The sequence below is a fragment of the Pseudonocardia hispaniensis genome (assembly GCF_042658695.1).
In the GTDB taxonomy this organism is placed as follows: Bacteria; Actinomycetota; Actinomycetes; order Mycobacteriales; family Pseudonocardiaceae; genus Pseudonocardia; species Pseudonocardia hispaniensis.
In genome coordinates this window covers 116,238-130,509 of record NZ_JBHSQW010000001.1, presented here as the reverse complement: position 1 = coordinate 130,509, position 14,272 = coordinate 116,238, and the positions used below count along the sequence as shown (strand labels likewise).

Genomic DNA, 14,272 nt, shown 5'->3' with positions numbered 1-14,272 from the left:
GTCAGACCACCTCCTCCTCAGGCATTGACTTGCGGAGCCTGGCAAGCGCCCGATGCTGGGCGACCCGGACCGCTCCCGATGTCGATCCGACGGCGGCGGCCGTCTCCTCGGCCGAGAGCCCCACGATGACCCGCAGGACCAGAATTTCGCGCTGCTTGTCCGGGAGTTGGTCCAGCAGCCTGCCCATCTGGCCGGACAGCTCGATGCGCAGTGCCCGTTGTTCGGGCCCATCGGTGGACGCGGCGGCATCCGGGATGTCGGCGACCGGCTCGGCCCGGTTGCGGGTCGCGGCGCGGTGCGCATCGATGACCTTGTGTGACGCAATGCCGTAGACGAACGCCAGAAAGGGGCGACCCTGTACGCGATAGCCGGGCAAGGCCGTCAGCACCGCCAGACACACCTCCTGCGCGACGTCGTCCGCCGAGACGGACGATCGGTCCAGCCGACCGAGCCGCGCCCGGCAGTAGCGGACGACGAGCGGCCGGATGATGGCCAGCACACGTTCGACCGCTCTGCGGTCGCCCGCCATCGCGGGCGCCACCAGCTCGTCGAGAACGTCTGTCGACTCACTCATCGCGCAGTGTCGTCCGGGCGTTACGCAGCATGGTCGTCATCATCCGTTCGTGAGGCCGAACACGGAGTGTGTCGGTTCGCATCCTCGGCGCGGACCACCGTAGCGAAGCCACTCGGCGAACCGTGGAGGTGTCCTCACGGATGCAGACGCGCGGGCATGAGGCGGGGTTGCGTCGTGTGTCGACGGCGGCCCGGCCCTCCTCGGTCGCCGCGGCTCGGGCGTGGACGTCGAGGGCCACGCCGCACCCTGGCCGCCTCCGGCGCGCCGCGGTCAGGGCGCCCGTGACCGGTTCGGATACATCGGGTGCGTCAGGAGACGAGGCCGCGGCGGAACCCGTGGGCGACCGCCTGCGCCCGGTCGCGCACCCCGAGCTTGCGGAAGAGCCTGCGTGCGTGCGTCTTCACCGTGTCCTCGGACAGGTAGAGCTCGCGCCCGATCTGGCCGTTGCTCTTGCCCTGGCTCATCCCGCGCAACACCTGCAACTCGCGCTCGGTGAGCTGGACGCCCGGGTCGGCGGGCGTGCGCGGGGTAGGGACCGCGGTGCTGGCGAGCGTATGGGCGAGCGCGGCGACGAGCTCGGGACGGGAGGCATCCCACCGCAGGTAGCCGCGGGCGCCGCCCGCGATCGCCGCGGCGATGCTTCCCGCGTCGTCCGGAGCCCCGAAGACGATGACGTTCGCCTGTGGATGCGCGGCGACGAGCCGCCGCGTTGCCTCCACCCCGGTGGGCACCGCGCGCTGGGTGCCCACCAGAACGACGTCGACCGGCTGCCGGGAGAACCGGGCCAACAACTCGTCCCCGTGCGCGACACAGTCGATCCGGTGCACCCCCGGTACCGCGGACATCACGCGGGTCAGGCCTTCGCGGACGCTGCGACGATCGTCGCAAATGAGTACCGTCGTCACGACGATTCCTTCCTGCAGCTTCCTGCAGCCGGGTGATTGTCACCCTCCGCTCCGGAGGGTGACAGCTTCACCTTGACACGATCAGGGCGACTTGTGCCCTCCATTCGGGAGGTTTTCGCCGAGTGGCACTCATCAAGTGGGTGACGAAGCTCCGAACGGAGTAACTAGGTTACCGCGCGCCACCCGAGAAGCGGTGTCGACTCCCCCATCGGCGCCCGCCGTTCGGGTCGCTCGAGGGTGATACCTGTCTGGGTCCGTGCCTCCGGCGCGTTCGCCGGTGGGCTGCGGTGTCCGGTCGGCTGTCCGGCGCCACGGCGGATCGTTCCCCCGGTGATCGGGCCCCGAACGAGACAAAAGGGCGGGCCGGCGGTCAGTGCCCGTGGCCGTGCCCGTGGCCGTGGCCACCGGCGGGCGCGGGTGCCGGCGGCTCAGGCTTGTCGACGACCGCGCTCTCGGTGGTGAGCACCATCCGGGCGATCGACGCCGCGTTGACCACCGCGGAGCGGGTGACCTTGACCGGGTCGATGATGCCGTCGGCGACCAGGTCGGAGTACTCCAGGGTCTGGGCGTTGAAGCCGTGACCCCATTCCTGGTCGGCGACCTTGGCCGTCACGACGGCACCCTCCAGACCGCCGTTCGCGGCGATCCAGAACAGCGGAGCCGACAGCGCGCGGCGCACGATGGCGACGCCGGTCGCCTCGTCACCGGTCAGGCCGAGGTTGTCGGTCAGCGCGGCGGCTGCGTGGATCAGCGCCGAGCCGCCGCCGGGGACGATGCCCTCCTCCACTGCCGCCCGGGTTGCCGAGACCGCGTCCTCGATGCGGTGCTTACGCTCCTTGAGCTCGATCTCGGTGGCGGCGCCGACCTTGATGACCGCGACGCCCCCGGCCAGCTTGGCCAGGCGCTCCTGCAGCTTCTCCCGATCCCAGTCGGAGTCGCTCTCCTCGATCTCCCGCTTGAGCTGCGCGATCCGGCCGTCGGTCGCGTCCTTGCCGCCCGCGCCCTCGACCAGGGTCGTGGTGTCCTTGGTGATGACCGCGCGGCGAACCTTGCCCAGCAGGTCCAGACCCGCCTCGGACAGCTTCAGGCCGACCTCGGGGTTGATGACCTGGCCGCCGGTGGCGATCGCGAGGTCCTCCATGAACGCCTTGCGCCGGTCGCCGAAGAACGGCGACTTCACCGCGGCGACCTTGATGGTCTTGCGGATCGAGTTGACCACGAGGGTGGACAGCGCCTCACCCTCGATGTCCTCGGCCACGATCAGCAGCGGCTTGCCGTCGGCAAGGACCTTCTCCAGCAGCGGGAGCAGGTCCGCGATGGCGCTGATCTTCTCGCGGTGCAGCAGGACGTAGGCGTCCTCCAGCACCGCCTCCATCGACTCCGCATCGGTCACGAAGTAGGGCGAGAGGTAGCCCTTGTCGAACTGCAGGCCCTCGGTCAGCTCCAGCTCGGTCGCGAGCGTGGAGCCTTCCTCGACGGTGATGACGCCGTCGGAACCGACCTGCTCGAGGGCCTCGCTGATGAGCTGCCCGATCGTCTCCTCGCGGGAGGCGATCGCGCCGACCTGCGCGATCCGCGCGGAACCGTCGACCGGAATGGCCTTCTCCGCGAGCGCCTCGGCGACCTTCTCCGCCGCCGCGGCGATCCCCCGGCCCAACCCGGCCGGATTGGCGCCGGCAGCCACATTGCGCAGGCCCTCGCGGACCAGCGCCTGAGCCAGCACGGTGGCGGTGGTGGTGCCGTCACCCGCGACGTCGTTGGTCTTGGTGGCGACGGTCTTGACCAGCTGGGCGCCCAGGTTCTCGAATGGGTCGTCCAGATCGATGTCACGGGCGATGGTGACGCCGTCGTTGGTCACCGTCGGACCGCCGAACTTCTTGTCCAGCACGACGTTCCGGCCGCGTGGACCCAGGGTGACCTTCACCGCGTCGGCGAGCTGGTTCACCCCGCGCTCCAGCGCCCGGCGCGCCGTCTCGTCGAAGCTGATCTGCTTCGGCATGTTCGCCTCTCTCCAGGATCTACAGCATCAGATCTGTGAGGTCAGATCTATGAGGTCAGAGCTACGAGGTCAGAGCTACGAGCCAGATCGACAGCGCACTCGGTGTCGGGGCACCGGCCACACGACGCCGCCCCGGCTGCCCGTGGGTCGACGGACGGCCGGGGCGGCGCGGGTTTGGCTGCGATCAGCCGAGCGTGTCAGTTGACGACGGCGAGAACGTCGCGAGCGGACAGGATGAGGTACTCCTCGCCGTTGTACTTGACCTCGGTGCCACCGTACTTCGAGTAGATGACGACGTCACCGACCTTCACGTCCAGCGGGACGCGGTTCCCGTTGTCGTCGATCCGCCCCGGGCCAACGGCGAGTACCTTGCCCTCCTGGGGCTTCTCCTTCGCCGTGTCCGGGATGACGATGCCGGAGGCGGTGGTGGTCTCCGCCTCGCTGGCCTGGACGACGATCTTGTCCTCGAGCGGCTTGAGGTTCGCCACTGGATGACCTCCCCTTCCTGGGGTGCTTACCTGCTCGTCATTGGCAACTGACAGCCGACCAGGGCCCCGCCGTCGCGGGTGTCGAGGACCCGACCGGAACTGTGCGATTGGCACTCTACCCATGAGAGTGCCAACCGTTCAACGTGGGAGTCGACCCCCGCGAGTCGGGGTATTTCCGCGCGCGAGTCGGGGTATTTCCGCGCGCGAGTCGGGGTATTTCCGGTGAGTGCCGCACAGCGTTAGAACACTGTTACGCACTCACAGGCGAGGTCGAGGTCGGAAGGCTTGGTCCCCGCAGCAAGCAGATGGGCGCCGAGTGCTGCGACCATCGCACCGTTGTCGGTGCACAGCGCGGGCCTCGGCACCCGCAGCACCAGCCCGGCCGCATCGCAGCGCTCCTGAGCCAGCTCGCGTAGCCGCGAGTTGGCCGCCACCCCACCGCCCAGCAGCAGCGTGTCCATCCCTCGCTCCCTCGCCGCCCGGACGGCCTTCGCGGTGAGCACATCGACGACGGCCTCCTGAAAGCTCGCCGCGACGTCGGCCACCGGGATCGGCGTTCCGGCGTGCTCGAGAGCCTCGACATGACGGGCGACGGCGGTCTTCAACCCCGAGAACGAGAAGTCGAACGGCGCGTCCCTGGGGCCGGTCAGTCCGCGGGGGAAGGCGATCGCGGCCTCGTCCCCGTCGCGGGCCACCCGGTCGATATGCGGGCCGCCGGGAAAGGGCAGCCCGAGCAGCCGGGCGACCTTGTCGAACGCCTCGCCTGCGGCATCGTCGATCGTGGCGCCGATGGAGGTGATGGGGCCGGCGAGGTCGGGCACGTCGAGCAGGTTGGAATGCCCTCCGGAGACCAGCAGAGCCAGGGCGGGGGGTAATGGGCCGTGCTGCACGGTGTCGACGGCGACGTGCGCGGTCAGGTGGTTGACCCCGTAGAGCGGCACATCCCAGGCCGCCGCATACGCCTTGGCCGCCGCGACGCCGACCAGCAGCGCCCCGGCCAGTCCCGGCCCGGCGGTGACGGCCACCGCATCGACATCGTGCGGCCGCACCCCCGCCGTCGCCATCGCCCGACGCACCGCCGGGACCATCGCCTGCAGATGCGCCCGCGACGCCACCTCCGGCACGACCCCACCGAACCGGGCGTGCTCGTCCACACTGGAGGCGATCTCGTTGGCGAGCAGCGTCACGTGACCGCCGCCGTCGATACGCACCAGACCGACGCCAGTCTCGTCGCACGACGTCTCGATACCCAGCACAAGGCCGCTCACCGCGGGTCCCTTCGCATCGTGTAGGCGTCCGTCCCGCTCGGCCGGTAGTAGCGCTTGCGCAGTCCGACAACGATGAAGCCCTCGGCCTCATACAGTGCGCGGGCGGCCGCGTTGTCGGTCCGCACCTCGAGGAACACCGTTGCGCCAACGGCGTCGGCCGGCTCGAGCAGCGCCCGCAGCAGCGCGCGGCCGATCCCGCGCCGCTGGTGGACGGGGTCGACCCCGATCGTATGGATCTCCGCCTCGGCGCGGGGCGGTGCCGCGACGAACGCGAGCCCGGCATACCCGATGAGCCGCTGGTCGTCGCGCGCGGCGAGGTAGTGGTGGCCGGCGCCGACCTCGGCGCGAAACGCCTGGGCACTCCACGGGTCGTCACCAGGGAAGAGCACATGCTCCAACTCGGCGCACCGCTCGGCATCGGCGCGGTAGAGCGGGCCGATGGTGAATCCGCGCAGGTCGGACTCGGAGGTCACGGCGCGCTCACCCGCTTCCGCGTCCCGGCGGCGACCGCGTCCGGCCTGCGCAGGTAGAGCGGTTGCGGCGGCCCGTCGGAACGGCCCGTGCGCACCGCGTCGGCGGCGACCGTCACCAGGCCCCCTGGGCTCGGTGAGGCCGGTTCCAGCACCGGCAGCCCGGTCAGCCCGGCCGATCCACCCGCCGCCGCCACCGCCTTCAGCGCGCTCAGCCGCTCGGCCAGCGCGGCCGGTGCCTCGACGTGCGGACCGCTGAGCCGACCGCCCTGCTCGTCGTAGGCGGCCCAGTAGACCTCGCGGCGCCGGGCATCGGTGACCACGAGGAAACGCCCGCCGGGCGCCGCAGCGGCGTCGGCCGCGATCGCGTCGAGGGAACAGACGCCGTGCACCGGAACGTCGAGAGCATCGGCGAGCGCGAACGCGGTGACCATGCCGACACGCAGTCCGGTGAACGGGCCCGGGCCGGTGCCGACGACGATCGCATCGAGGTCACGCAGCGGCGTATCCGCCGCCGCGCACGCGTCGAGGACGGCGGGCATGAGCAGCTCACCGTGACTGCGGGCGCCGTACGCGACCCGAGCCGCGCGCGTCCGCACCGGATTCGCGGGTCCCGATGCCAGCTCCACGACCCCAGCGGTCACGGCGGATGTCGCGGTGTCCACGGCGAGCACGAGCACAGCACAGAGCCTACGAGGGCCGGCCGGGGCGCGACCGGCCGCACCCCGCCTCGATCACGCCGCTCCCACGCGTTCCACGGACGCGACGCGCACATCGTCGGGGCGGCGCCACAGCCGCACCAGCACATGCCGTTCGGCGAGCCGTTCGGCGACCCCCTCCCCCCACTCGACCGCGACGACGGCATCGGACAGGTCGGTGTCGAGGTCGAGGTCGTCCAGTTCGTCCGGCCCCCCGAGTCGGTAGGCGTCGACATGCACCAGCGGCACTCCCGCGCCGCCCGGCGCCGGCCGATGCTCCCGGGCGATGACGAACGTGGGCGACGTGACCGGCCCGGTGACCCCCAGTCCCCGCGCCAGGCCACGGACCAGCACCGTCTTGCCCGCTCCCAGTGGCCCCGACAGCACGACCAGATCTCCCGCCCGCACCTGCGCGGCCAGCGCGACCCCGAGCGCCTCGGTGTCGGCTGCCTCGGGCAGCTCGATCTCGGCGTTCCAGCGCAGGACGATGTCGCTCATGCTCGCCACCGCAGCCGGCGCAGCCGGGTACCGGGCCGGGTCCGCCCGGCGCTACGGATGATCAGTTCGGCCAGGGCCTCGTCGATCAGCGTGGGCCGCTCCAGCATCGGCATATGCCCGGTCTCGAGTAACTGCAGCAGCTTCGCGTCGGGCAGCTCGGCGGCGATCCGAAGACTGTGGCTGAACGGGATGACGCGGTCGGCGGTGCCGGCCGCGACGAGCACCTCCGAACCGGCCAGCGCAGGCAGCGCCGCGATCCGGTTGTGGCTGCCCAGGGTGTCGACGAAATCGGTCAGCGCATCGACCGCGTTGCTGCGGATCATCTCGTCGACGAGGTCGACCAGAGCTGGATCGATCTGGCGGTCGGCGTAGGCGAGGCTGCGGGTGACCGTCCAGATCAGCTCGCCGGCCACCCGGCGAACGCCCTCGACGAGCTGAGGCTGCGCCCGGGCCAGCAACCCGATGCCCCGGGTCAACGGGTTGTGCCGGGACAGCAGGGTCCCGGGAAGCCCCTGGCTCGCGATCTCCCCGGCCGAGGTCGAGATGAAGGCCATGCCGGCCACCCGCTCGGTGACGATGTGCGGATGCTGCTCCGCGAACGCCATGAGCGCCATCCCGCCCATCGAATGTCCGACCAGAACCAGCGGACCGTCCGGGGCCATCGCACGGATGACGGCGTCGAGGTCGTGGCCCAACTGCTCCAGCGTGCAGCTTTCCCGGGACGCACGCTCGGAACGCCCGTGGCTGCGCTGGTCGTACAGCACCAGCCGAACGGCCGGGTCGGCGAGTTCGGCCAGCGCCCGGCGCTGGAGCAGCCAGGTTCGCCGGTCGAGCGCGAAACCGTGGACGAGCACGACGGTCAGCACCGGCCGTCGCCCACCGACCGGCATGATCTCTTCGCAGGCGAGCCGGACCCCGTCGTCGGCGATGACCGAACAGTCCTCCCCCGGCGGCAGCGCACCGAGGACCGTCCGACCGGACAGTTCAGCGGCGAGCCGGTGCCGCTCCGCCGCGTGCCGGGAGCGCCGATGCGCCGCCATACCGATCCCGAACGCCGCACCGGCGGCCCCGCTCGCCATGCCGAGCCCCTGCCATACCGCGCGTCTCACCGGGGGCCCGGCCCGTCGACGACCGTCCGGCGTACCCGCCCGCGCACGCCCGTGACGATCTCGTAGTGGATGGTGCCGACCTCGTCGGCCCACTCCTTCGCGGTCGGGGAGCCACCATCGCCGGTTCCGAAGAGCACCGCGGTCTGCCCCTCGGTCACCGGATCGTCCCCGCAGTCCACGACGATCTGGTCCATGCACACCCGGCCGACGACCGGCCGCGACCGTCCGGCCAGCCATACCCGCATCCGGCCCGCCCGGTTGAGCCTGCGCGGCACCCCATCGGCATAGCCCAGCGGGATCAGCGCCAGCGTGGTCTCGCGCGGGGTGGTCCATTCGTGCCCGTATGACACTCCCTCGCCCGCCGGCACCCGTTTGACCAGCACCACCCGCCCCCGCAGCGTCATCGCCGGGCGCAGCGACGTGTCGCCGACGGGTCGGTCGAGCGGGTCGAGGCCGTAGACGGCGATACCCGGGCGCACCAGGTCGAAGTGCAGGTCGGGCCGGGTCATCGTGGCCGCGGAGTTGGCCAGGTGCCGGATCGGATGCAGACCACGGTCGCAGACGGCCTGCCAGGCCGCGTTCAGCCGTTCGGCCTGCCGGTCGATCACCGGATGGTGCGGGGCGTCGGCGTGCGCGAGATGTGACCACACGGCCACGACCTCGCAGACGCCATCGGCCGCCGCCTTCGTGGCGTCGTCGACGAGATCGGGCCAGTCCGCGGGCTGCGCCCCGTTGCGGCTCAGCCCGGTATCGATCTTGAGGTGCACCCTGGCCGGGCGGCCCGCCCTGCGCGCCCCGTCGAGCACCGCGGCCAGATGCGCACGCGAGGAGACCGAGAGGTCGACATCGGCGCCCACTGCGGGCGCGAAGTCCTCGTCGGGCAGGTGCAGCCACGACAGCACCGGCGCGGTGATACCGGCCGAGCGCAGCACCATGGCCTCGTCGAGGGTGCACACGCCCAGCCAGCTCGCTCCCGCCGCCAGCGCGGCGCGGGCGACGGGCACCGCACCGTGGCCGTAACCATCGGCCTTGACCACGGCCATCGTCTGCGCGCCCGACGCTGCCGCCATGCGTGCCAGGAGGCCGACGTTGTGCTGGATCGCGGCAAGATCGATCACGGCCTCGGCGCGCGGTCCCGGGGCGGAGGTTCCTGGATCTGCCACGTCCGCATCATCGCATCCGGCCCCGACAGACTGTCGGTGCGCGGCCGACCCGAGACGGATCACCCGGCCCGCCGGCACTCGGCACCCCGTAGCGCCCGGATCGCCGCCGGGATCGCCTCCTGGATCATCGACGCGGGCGCCGGGGCGCCCCGGGCGGCCAGCACCGCGGCCCTGCCGTGCAGGAACGTCGCCGCGGCGCCCGCCCAGCACGGCTCCCGGCCGGCGGCGAGCAGGGCACCGACGATCCCGGACAACACGTCACCGGATCCGGCCGTCGCCGCCCACGACTCCGGCGAGGCATGCACCAGCACCCGCCCGTCCGGCGCCGCGACGACCGTCGCATTGCCCTTGAGCAGCACCGTGACATCCAGGTCGGCGGCCGCGCGGCGAACGGCCGCGATCCGGTCGGTCCCGACGTCGCCGCACAGCCGCGCGAACTCCCCGGCGTGCGGGGTGAGCAGCACCGGCCTGCCCCGCACGGCACGGCGGAGGTCCTCGTGCCGGGACAGCAACGTGATCGCGTCCGCATCGATGCACAGTGGGACGCCGCGGTCGAGCACCGTGCCCAGCGTTGCACGCGCGGCCGGGTCGAGACCGATCCCCGGCCCCACCGCCCAGGACTGGGTCTGACCGGCCGTCTCCAGAGTGTCGGACGCCACGACCTCGGGCCAGCGGGCCCGCACCTCATGGGCGGCGGGACCGGCATAGCGGACCATCCCGCTGGTGGCCAGCACGGCGGCGCCGGTGGTGAGCACGGCCGCGCCCGGGTAGACCGCCGACCCGGCCGCGACGCCGGCCACGCCCTGGGTGTACTTGTCGTCGGCCGGACCGGGAAGCGGCCAGTCGGCCGCGACGTCCGCGCCGTCGAGCACCTGCGCGTGCGGGGCGGGGAGCAGTGGGCCGAGCCCGATGTCGACCAGGTCCACCGGGCCGCACCGGGGTGCCGCCAGCACGTGCACCGGCTTGAGTCCGCCGAACGTGACGGTCCGGGCGGCCGCGACCGCGGGCCCGTCGGCCGCGCCGGTGTCGGGATCGACGCCGCTGGGCAGGTCGACCGCCACGACCGGCACCCCGGCCTCCTCGGCGGCCGCCACGAGGACCGCGGCGGCCGGGCGCAGCGGACCCCGTCCCGCGATGCCGACGATCCCGTCGACCACGACGTGGGCCCCGGCCACAGCTCGCCGCGCGGCGGCGTCGTCGGCCGTGAGCACCCGGCCCCCGGCGCGGCGCAGCGCCCCGAGACCGGCCGGATGTGTCTGGTCCGGGCTGAGCAGCACCGCGGTGACGCCCGCCCCGCGCCGGCGCAGCCCCGCGCCGGCCCACAGTGCGTCACCCCCGTTGTTGCCCGCCCCGACCAGCAGCACCACGCGCCGCCCGCAGATCCCGGCGGTTCGTCCGGCCAGCATCCGGCGAACGACCACCTCGAGGCCGAACGCCGCGCGCCGCATCAGCGCGCCCTCGGGCATGCGGCCGAGCAGCACGCTTTCCGCCTCGCGGATCTGCCGGGTGGTCCATACGCCCTTCACAACCCCGACGCTAGCGGGACCGGCCTACTCCACCGTGACGGACTTCGCCAGATTGCGGGGCCGGTCCACGTCGTACCCGCGGGCCCTGGCGATCTCCGCGGCGATCACCTGCAGCGGGATCGTCGACACCAGCGGCTGCAGGAGCGTCGGTACGGCGGGCACCTCGAACAGGTTCGTCGCGAACGGCCGCACCGTCTCGTCACCCTCCTCGGCGATGACGACCGTGTGCGCGCCGCGGGCCCGGATCTCCTGGATGTTGCTCAGCAACTTGGCGTGCAGCACGGCCCGCCCCTTCGGCGAGGGCATCACGACGATGACCGGCAGGCCGTCCTCGATCAGGGCGATCGGGCCGTGCTTGAGCTCACCGGCCGCGAACGCCTCGGCGTGCATGTACGCGAGTTCCTTGAGCTTGAGCGCGCCCTCCAGCGCCACCGGGTAGCCGACGTGACGCCCGAGGAACAGCACGGCCTTGGAGTCGGCGAGCTCGCCGCCGAGGGTGCGGGCCTGCTCCAGGCTGTCCAGGGTGCGGGCGACCGCGGCGGGCATGGCCTCCAGCTCGCGGAACTCGCGGGCCACCTCGTCGGGGTACTTGGTGCCCCGAGCCTGGGCGAGCGCGAGGCCGACGAGGTAGTTCGCGGCGATCTGAGCGGTGAAGGTCTTCGTGGCGGCGACCCCGATCTCGGGGCCCGCGTGGGTGTAGATGACCGCGTCGGACTCGCGGGGGATCTGCGCGCCGTTGGTGTTGCAGATCGCGAGCACCCTGGCCTTCTGGTCCTTGGCGTGCCGGATCGCCTCCAGGGTGTCGGCCGTCTCGCCGGACTGGGAGATCGCGACGACGAGCGTGCAGCGGTCCAGCACGGGATCGCGGTAGCGGAACTCGCTGGCGAGCTCGACCTCGACGGGGAGCCGGGTCCAGTGCTCGATCGCGTACTTGGCCAGCAGCCCGGAATGGTAGGCCGTCCCGCAGGCGACGACGAAGACCTTGTCGACGTCGCGCAGATCCTGATCGGACAACCGCTGCTCGTCCAGGACGATCCGGTGGTTCACGAAGTGCCCGCGCAGCGTGTTCGCGACCGCGGCAGGCTGCTCCTCGATCTCCTTGAGCATGAAGTAGTCGTGCCCGCCCTTTTCGGCGGCCGCGAGGTCCCAGGTCACCTCGAACGGGGTCGGCTCGACCGGGTTGCCGTCGAAGTCGGTGACCGAGTAGCCGCCCGGGGTGATCGTGACGATCTGGTCCTGGCCCAGTTCGACGGCCGAGCGGGTGAACTCGATGAACGCGGCGACGTCGGAGGCCAGGAAGGTCTCGCCCGTCCCGAGGCCCAGTACCAACGGCGAGGAGCGGCGCGCGGCCACGATCGTGCCGGGGTGCTCGGCGTGCGTGATCAGCAGCGTGAACGCGCCCTCCAACCGGCGCGCGATGACGCGCACGGTGGCCTCCAGATCGCCCTCGGTCGGACCGTTCGCGTACGCCAGCGCGACCAGATGCGCGACCGCTTCGGTGTCCGTGGCGCTGGTCAGCTCGATCCCTGCGGCCTCGATCTCGCTGCGCAACGGCAGGTAGTTCTCGACGATCCCGTTGTGCACCACGGCAACGTCTCCGGCGACGCTGCGATGCGGATGGGCGTTGCGATCGGTCGGGGCACCATGCGTGGCCCAGCGGGTATGTCCCATGCCGGTCGTGCCGGTCAGCCGCTCGCGGCCCACCTCGTCCAACCGGGCCTCGAGGTTGCCCAGCGGTCCGGCCTTGCGCTCGACGGCCAGCTCGCCGCGGCCGTTCAGCACGGCGACGCCGGCCGAGTCGTACCCGCGGTACTCGAGCCGGCGCAGACCGGCCAGGACGACCTCCAGCGCTGGGCGGTGACCGACGTATCCGACTATGCCGCACATGGCGCCCAGAGTAGGCGGGGCGTGATCGTCGGCGGTACGGTGCTGCGTTGTGACCCGGACCAGCACTTTCACCCGGCCGGAGCCGGTGCGCAAGACCAAGGACGCCCTCGCGCAGCTCTCGCGTCCCGGCCCGAACATCGTGCTGCGCGGAGATCTCGGGCTGGTCGGGGTGCCCGGCGTCGTGTACGCGCCCGCCGAGGGGCTCGGACTGCCCGCGGTGGCGTTCGGGCACGACTGGTTGCAGCCGCCCGCCCGCTACGGCGAACTGCTCCGCCACCTCGCCTCCTGGGGCTTCGTCGTGGCCGCCCCGGCGAGTCACCGCGGGCCGCTGCCGAGCGTCGCGAGGTTCTCCGCCGACCTGCGGACCGCCCTGGACACCTGCGCGGGAGTCCGGTTGGGCGAGGGGAAGATCAGCGTCGACTCGCGCCGCATGGCGCTGGCCGGGCACGGCATCGGCGCCGGTGCGGCGCTGGTGGCCGCCGCCGCGCACCCGCGGGTCGCGGCCGTCGTCACGCTCGCCCCGGCGCAGACGCGGCCGTCCGCGGTCGACGCCGCCCGCGCCGTCACGGTGCCGACGCTGCACGTCGTGGCGGGCCGCGACACGGTGGCCCCGCCGGCCGGGCACGCCGAGGCGATCTCGCTCGCGGCGGGCGGAAAGGTGTGGGTACGGACGCTGCCCAAGGCGGGCCACACCGCGTTCCTCGAGGGCGGGCACTGGAGCGACCTGCTGCTGGCGACCAAGCGGGACGAGCGCAGCCGGCGGATCACCCGGGCGCTCGTCACCGCGTTCCTGCTCCATCACCTCTGCGGTGAGGATCGGGTCGACGAGCTGGTCAACGGCAAGGTCCCCGGCACCGAGCTCACCACCCGCGAGCGCTAGTCCCCACCACCCTCCCCCCCCCCGCGAGTCGGGGTATTTCCGTGCGCGAGTCGGGGTATTTCCGCGATCCGGTCTCGCGGCGACGGTCTCAACGGGCCGGCGCGTCAGGATCGGGCAGCGTCGCGATCCACACCCCGGAGCGGTCGCCCACTCGGCTCCCCTCGGTCCCGCCGAGCCGAATCCCCTCCGGCTGCCCCGGCCGCGTCTCGGCCTGCGCCTGTGCCACCGCTGCGCCGATCTCGTCGGCCATCCGGCCGACCGCCCGCGACAGCTCCAGGCCGAGATCCCACTCCCGTTCGAGCCCTCGATGTAGATGATCGGCCTGGGAACACCACTCACGGCCCCGCGCGTCCGGCCAGTCCTCGGCAACGGCGGTCAGCAACCGCCGGATCTCCCGCATCCCGTCGTCGAGAAGATCAACGAGATCGTCCAGCCACTCCTCGACCTGTTCGAACGCCGCGAGCATCGCCGCCGGTTCGTCCTGCGGGACGCTCACGGGCTCGACTCCCATCCCGCGCGAAGCACCTGGTCTCGAATCCCCTGATCCAGCGCCTGCGCGTCGGTGGCGGCGATGCACAGGGCACAACCGAGTTCGATGAGGTGGTGCGCGGCTCGCTCAAGCGTCGCCGTCAGCCGATCGACGTCGGCCACGAGCGCCGCGGCAGTCACATTCCCGGAACGGGCCAGCGTGTGCGCGGCCTCCGGCGCGGGATGTGTCAGCAGCCGCTCCGCGAGCGCGGCCACCCGAGACGCGTGCGCCCGCAGCCGGTCGCCATCGAGATGGATGTCCGGTGGCATGGGCCAAGC

General features: G+C 72.2%; 15 protein-coding genes. 1 reads left to right on the top strand and 14 read right to left on the bottom strand.

The features are described 5' to 3' along the window. Position 1: 1 nt before the first annotated feature. The 12 genes from ACFQE5_RS00675 to glmS all read right to left on the bottom strand — a co-directional run bounded on the left by ACFQE5_RS00675 (position 2) and on the right by glmS (position 12,585). Positions 2-574 carry a sigma-70 family RNA polymerase sigma factor gene (locus ACFQE5_RS00675; protein ID WP_379581543.1) on the bottom strand — a complete coding sequence of 191 codons (573 nt, stop codon included), beginning with the start codon at positions 572-574 and terminating at the stop codon, positions 2-4. A 308-nt stretch (positions 575-882) separates the two neighbouring features. After that, a complete protein-coding gene (locus tag ACFQE5_RS00670; RefSeq protein WP_013677394.1) occupies positions 883-1,479 on the bottom strand; it encodes a response regulator transcription factor in 597 nt (198 codons plus the stop codon). A 370-nt stretch (positions 1,480-1,849) separates the two neighbouring features. Beyond that, entirely contained in the window at positions 1,850-3,478 is a 1,629-nt protein-coding gene (gene groL / locus ACFQE5_RS00665) for a chaperonin GroEL (RefSeq protein WP_379581541.1), read from the bottom strand. A 197-nt stretch (positions 3,479-3,675) separates the two neighbouring features. Further along, positions 3,676-3,966: a co-chaperone GroES gene (gene groES / locus ACFQE5_RS00660; protein ID WP_379581539.1), complete on the bottom strand. Its 291-nt coding sequence runs from the start codon at positions 3,964-3,966 to the stop codon at positions 3,676-3,678. A 239-nt stretch (positions 3,967-4,205) separates the two neighbouring features. Next, positions 4,206-5,234 (bottom strand): tRNA (adenosine(37)-N6)-threonylcarbamoyltransferase complex transferase subunit TsaD, encoded by a 1,029-nt coding sequence (gene tsaD / locus ACFQE5_RS00655; RefSeq protein WP_379581537.1) that lies wholly within the window; start codon positions 5,232-5,234, stop codon positions 4,206-4,208. Further along, a complete protein-coding gene (rimI, locus tag ACFQE5_RS00650) occupies positions 5,231-5,707 on the bottom strand; it encodes a ribosomal protein S18-alanine N-acetyltransferase (protein ID WP_379581535.1) in 477 nt (158 codons plus the stop codon). The genes tsaD and rimI overlap by 4 nt, the downstream gene beginning before the upstream one ends. Further along, on the bottom strand, positions 5,704-6,384 hold the full coding sequence (gene tsaB / locus ACFQE5_RS00645) for a tRNA (adenosine(37)-N6)-threonylcarbamoyltransferase complex dimerization subunit type 1 TsaB (RefSeq protein WP_379581533.1): 681 nt from the start codon (positions 6,382-6,384) through the stop codon (positions 5,704-5,706). Before tsaB ends, rimI begins: the two co-directional genes overlap by 4 nt. 54 nt (positions 6,385-6,438) lie before the next feature. Next, positions 6,439-6,900, bottom strand: a complete 462-nt coding sequence (gene tsaE, locus ACFQE5_RS00640) for a tRNA (adenosine(37)-N6)-threonylcarbamoyltransferase complex ATPase subunit type 1 TsaE (protein ID WP_379581531.1) — start codon at positions 6,898-6,900, stop codon at positions 6,439-6,441. Continuing rightward, positions 6,897-7,979, bottom strand: a complete 1,083-nt coding sequence (locus ACFQE5_RS00635) for an alpha/beta fold hydrolase (protein WP_379581529.1) — start codon at positions 7,977-7,979, stop codon at positions 6,897-6,899. The genes tsaE and ACFQE5_RS00635 overlap by 4 nt, the downstream gene beginning before the upstream one ends. A gap of 26 nt (positions 7,980-8,005) precedes the next feature. Further along, positions 8,006-9,172 carry an alanine racemase gene (alr, locus tag ACFQE5_RS00630; RefSeq protein WP_379581527.1) on the bottom strand — a complete coding sequence of 389 codons (1,167 nt, stop codon included), beginning with the start codon at positions 9,170-9,172 and terminating at the stop codon, positions 8,006-8,008. A 59-nt stretch (positions 9,173-9,231) separates the two neighbouring features. Beyond that, complete coding sequence (locus ACFQE5_RS00625) at positions 9,232-10,698, bottom strand: NAD(P)H-hydrate dehydratase (RefSeq protein WP_379581525.1); 1,467 nt, start codon at positions 10,696-10,698, stop codon at positions 9,232-9,234. A 24-nt stretch (positions 10,699-10,722) separates the two neighbouring features. Next, complete coding sequence (glmS, locus tag ACFQE5_RS00620) at positions 10,723-12,585, bottom strand: glutamine--fructose-6-phosphate transaminase (isomerizing) (protein WP_379581523.1); 1,863 nt, start codon at positions 12,583-12,585, stop codon at positions 10,723-10,725. 49 nt (positions 12,586-12,634) lie between these two features. Between glmS and ACFQE5_RS00615 the strand changes: the two genes are divergently transcribed. Then, on the top strand, positions 12,635-13,465 hold the full coding sequence (locus tag ACFQE5_RS00615; protein ID WP_379581521.1) for a poly(ethylene terephthalate) hydrolase family protein: 831 nt from the start codon (positions 12,635-12,637) through the stop codon (positions 13,463-13,465). Between the two features lie 88 nt (positions 13,466-13,553). Here ACFQE5_RS00615 and ACFQE5_RS00610 read toward each other — a convergent pair whose 3' ends face one another. Together ACFQE5_RS00610 and ACFQE5_RS00605 are read right to left on the bottom strand one after the other, a co-directional pair. Next, a complete protein-coding gene (locus ACFQE5_RS00610) occupies positions 13,554-13,961 on the bottom strand; it encodes a hypothetical protein (protein WP_379581519.1) in 408 nt (135 codons plus the stop codon). Continuing rightward, complete coding sequence (locus ACFQE5_RS00605) at positions 13,958-14,263, bottom strand: hypothetical protein (protein WP_379581517.1); 306 nt, start codon at positions 14,261-14,263, stop codon at positions 13,958-13,960. Before ACFQE5_RS00605 ends, ACFQE5_RS00610 begins: the two co-directional genes overlap by 4 nt. Between the last annotated feature and the right edge of the window lie 9 nt (positions 14,264-14,272).

Excerpts from the sequence above, each read along its gene's own strand:
- ACFQE5_RS00675 (WP_379581543.1), bottom strand. The coding sequence starts at position 574 with ATGAGTGAGTCGACAGACGTTCTCGACGAGCTGGTGGCGCCCGCGATG.
- groL (WP_379581541.1), bottom strand. The coding sequence starts at position 3,478 with ATGCCGAAGCAGATCAGCTTCGACGAGACGGCGCGCCGGGCGCTGGAG.
- tsaE (WP_379581531.1), bottom strand. The coding sequence starts at position 6,900 with ATGAGCGACATCGTCCTGCGCTGGAACGCCGAGATCGAGCTGCCCGAG.
- ACFQE5_RS00635 (WP_379581529.1), bottom strand. The coding sequence starts at position 7,979 with ATGGCGAGCGGGGCCGCCGGTGCGGCGTTCGGGATCGGTATGGCGGCG.
- glmS (WP_379581523.1), bottom strand. The coding sequence starts at position 12,585 with ATGTGCGGCATAGTCGGATACGTCGGTCACCGCCCAGCGCTGGAGGTC.
- ACFQE5_RS00605 (WP_379581517.1), bottom strand. The coding sequence starts at position 14,263 with ATGCCACCGGACATCCATCTCGATGGCGACCGGCTGCGGGCGCACGCG.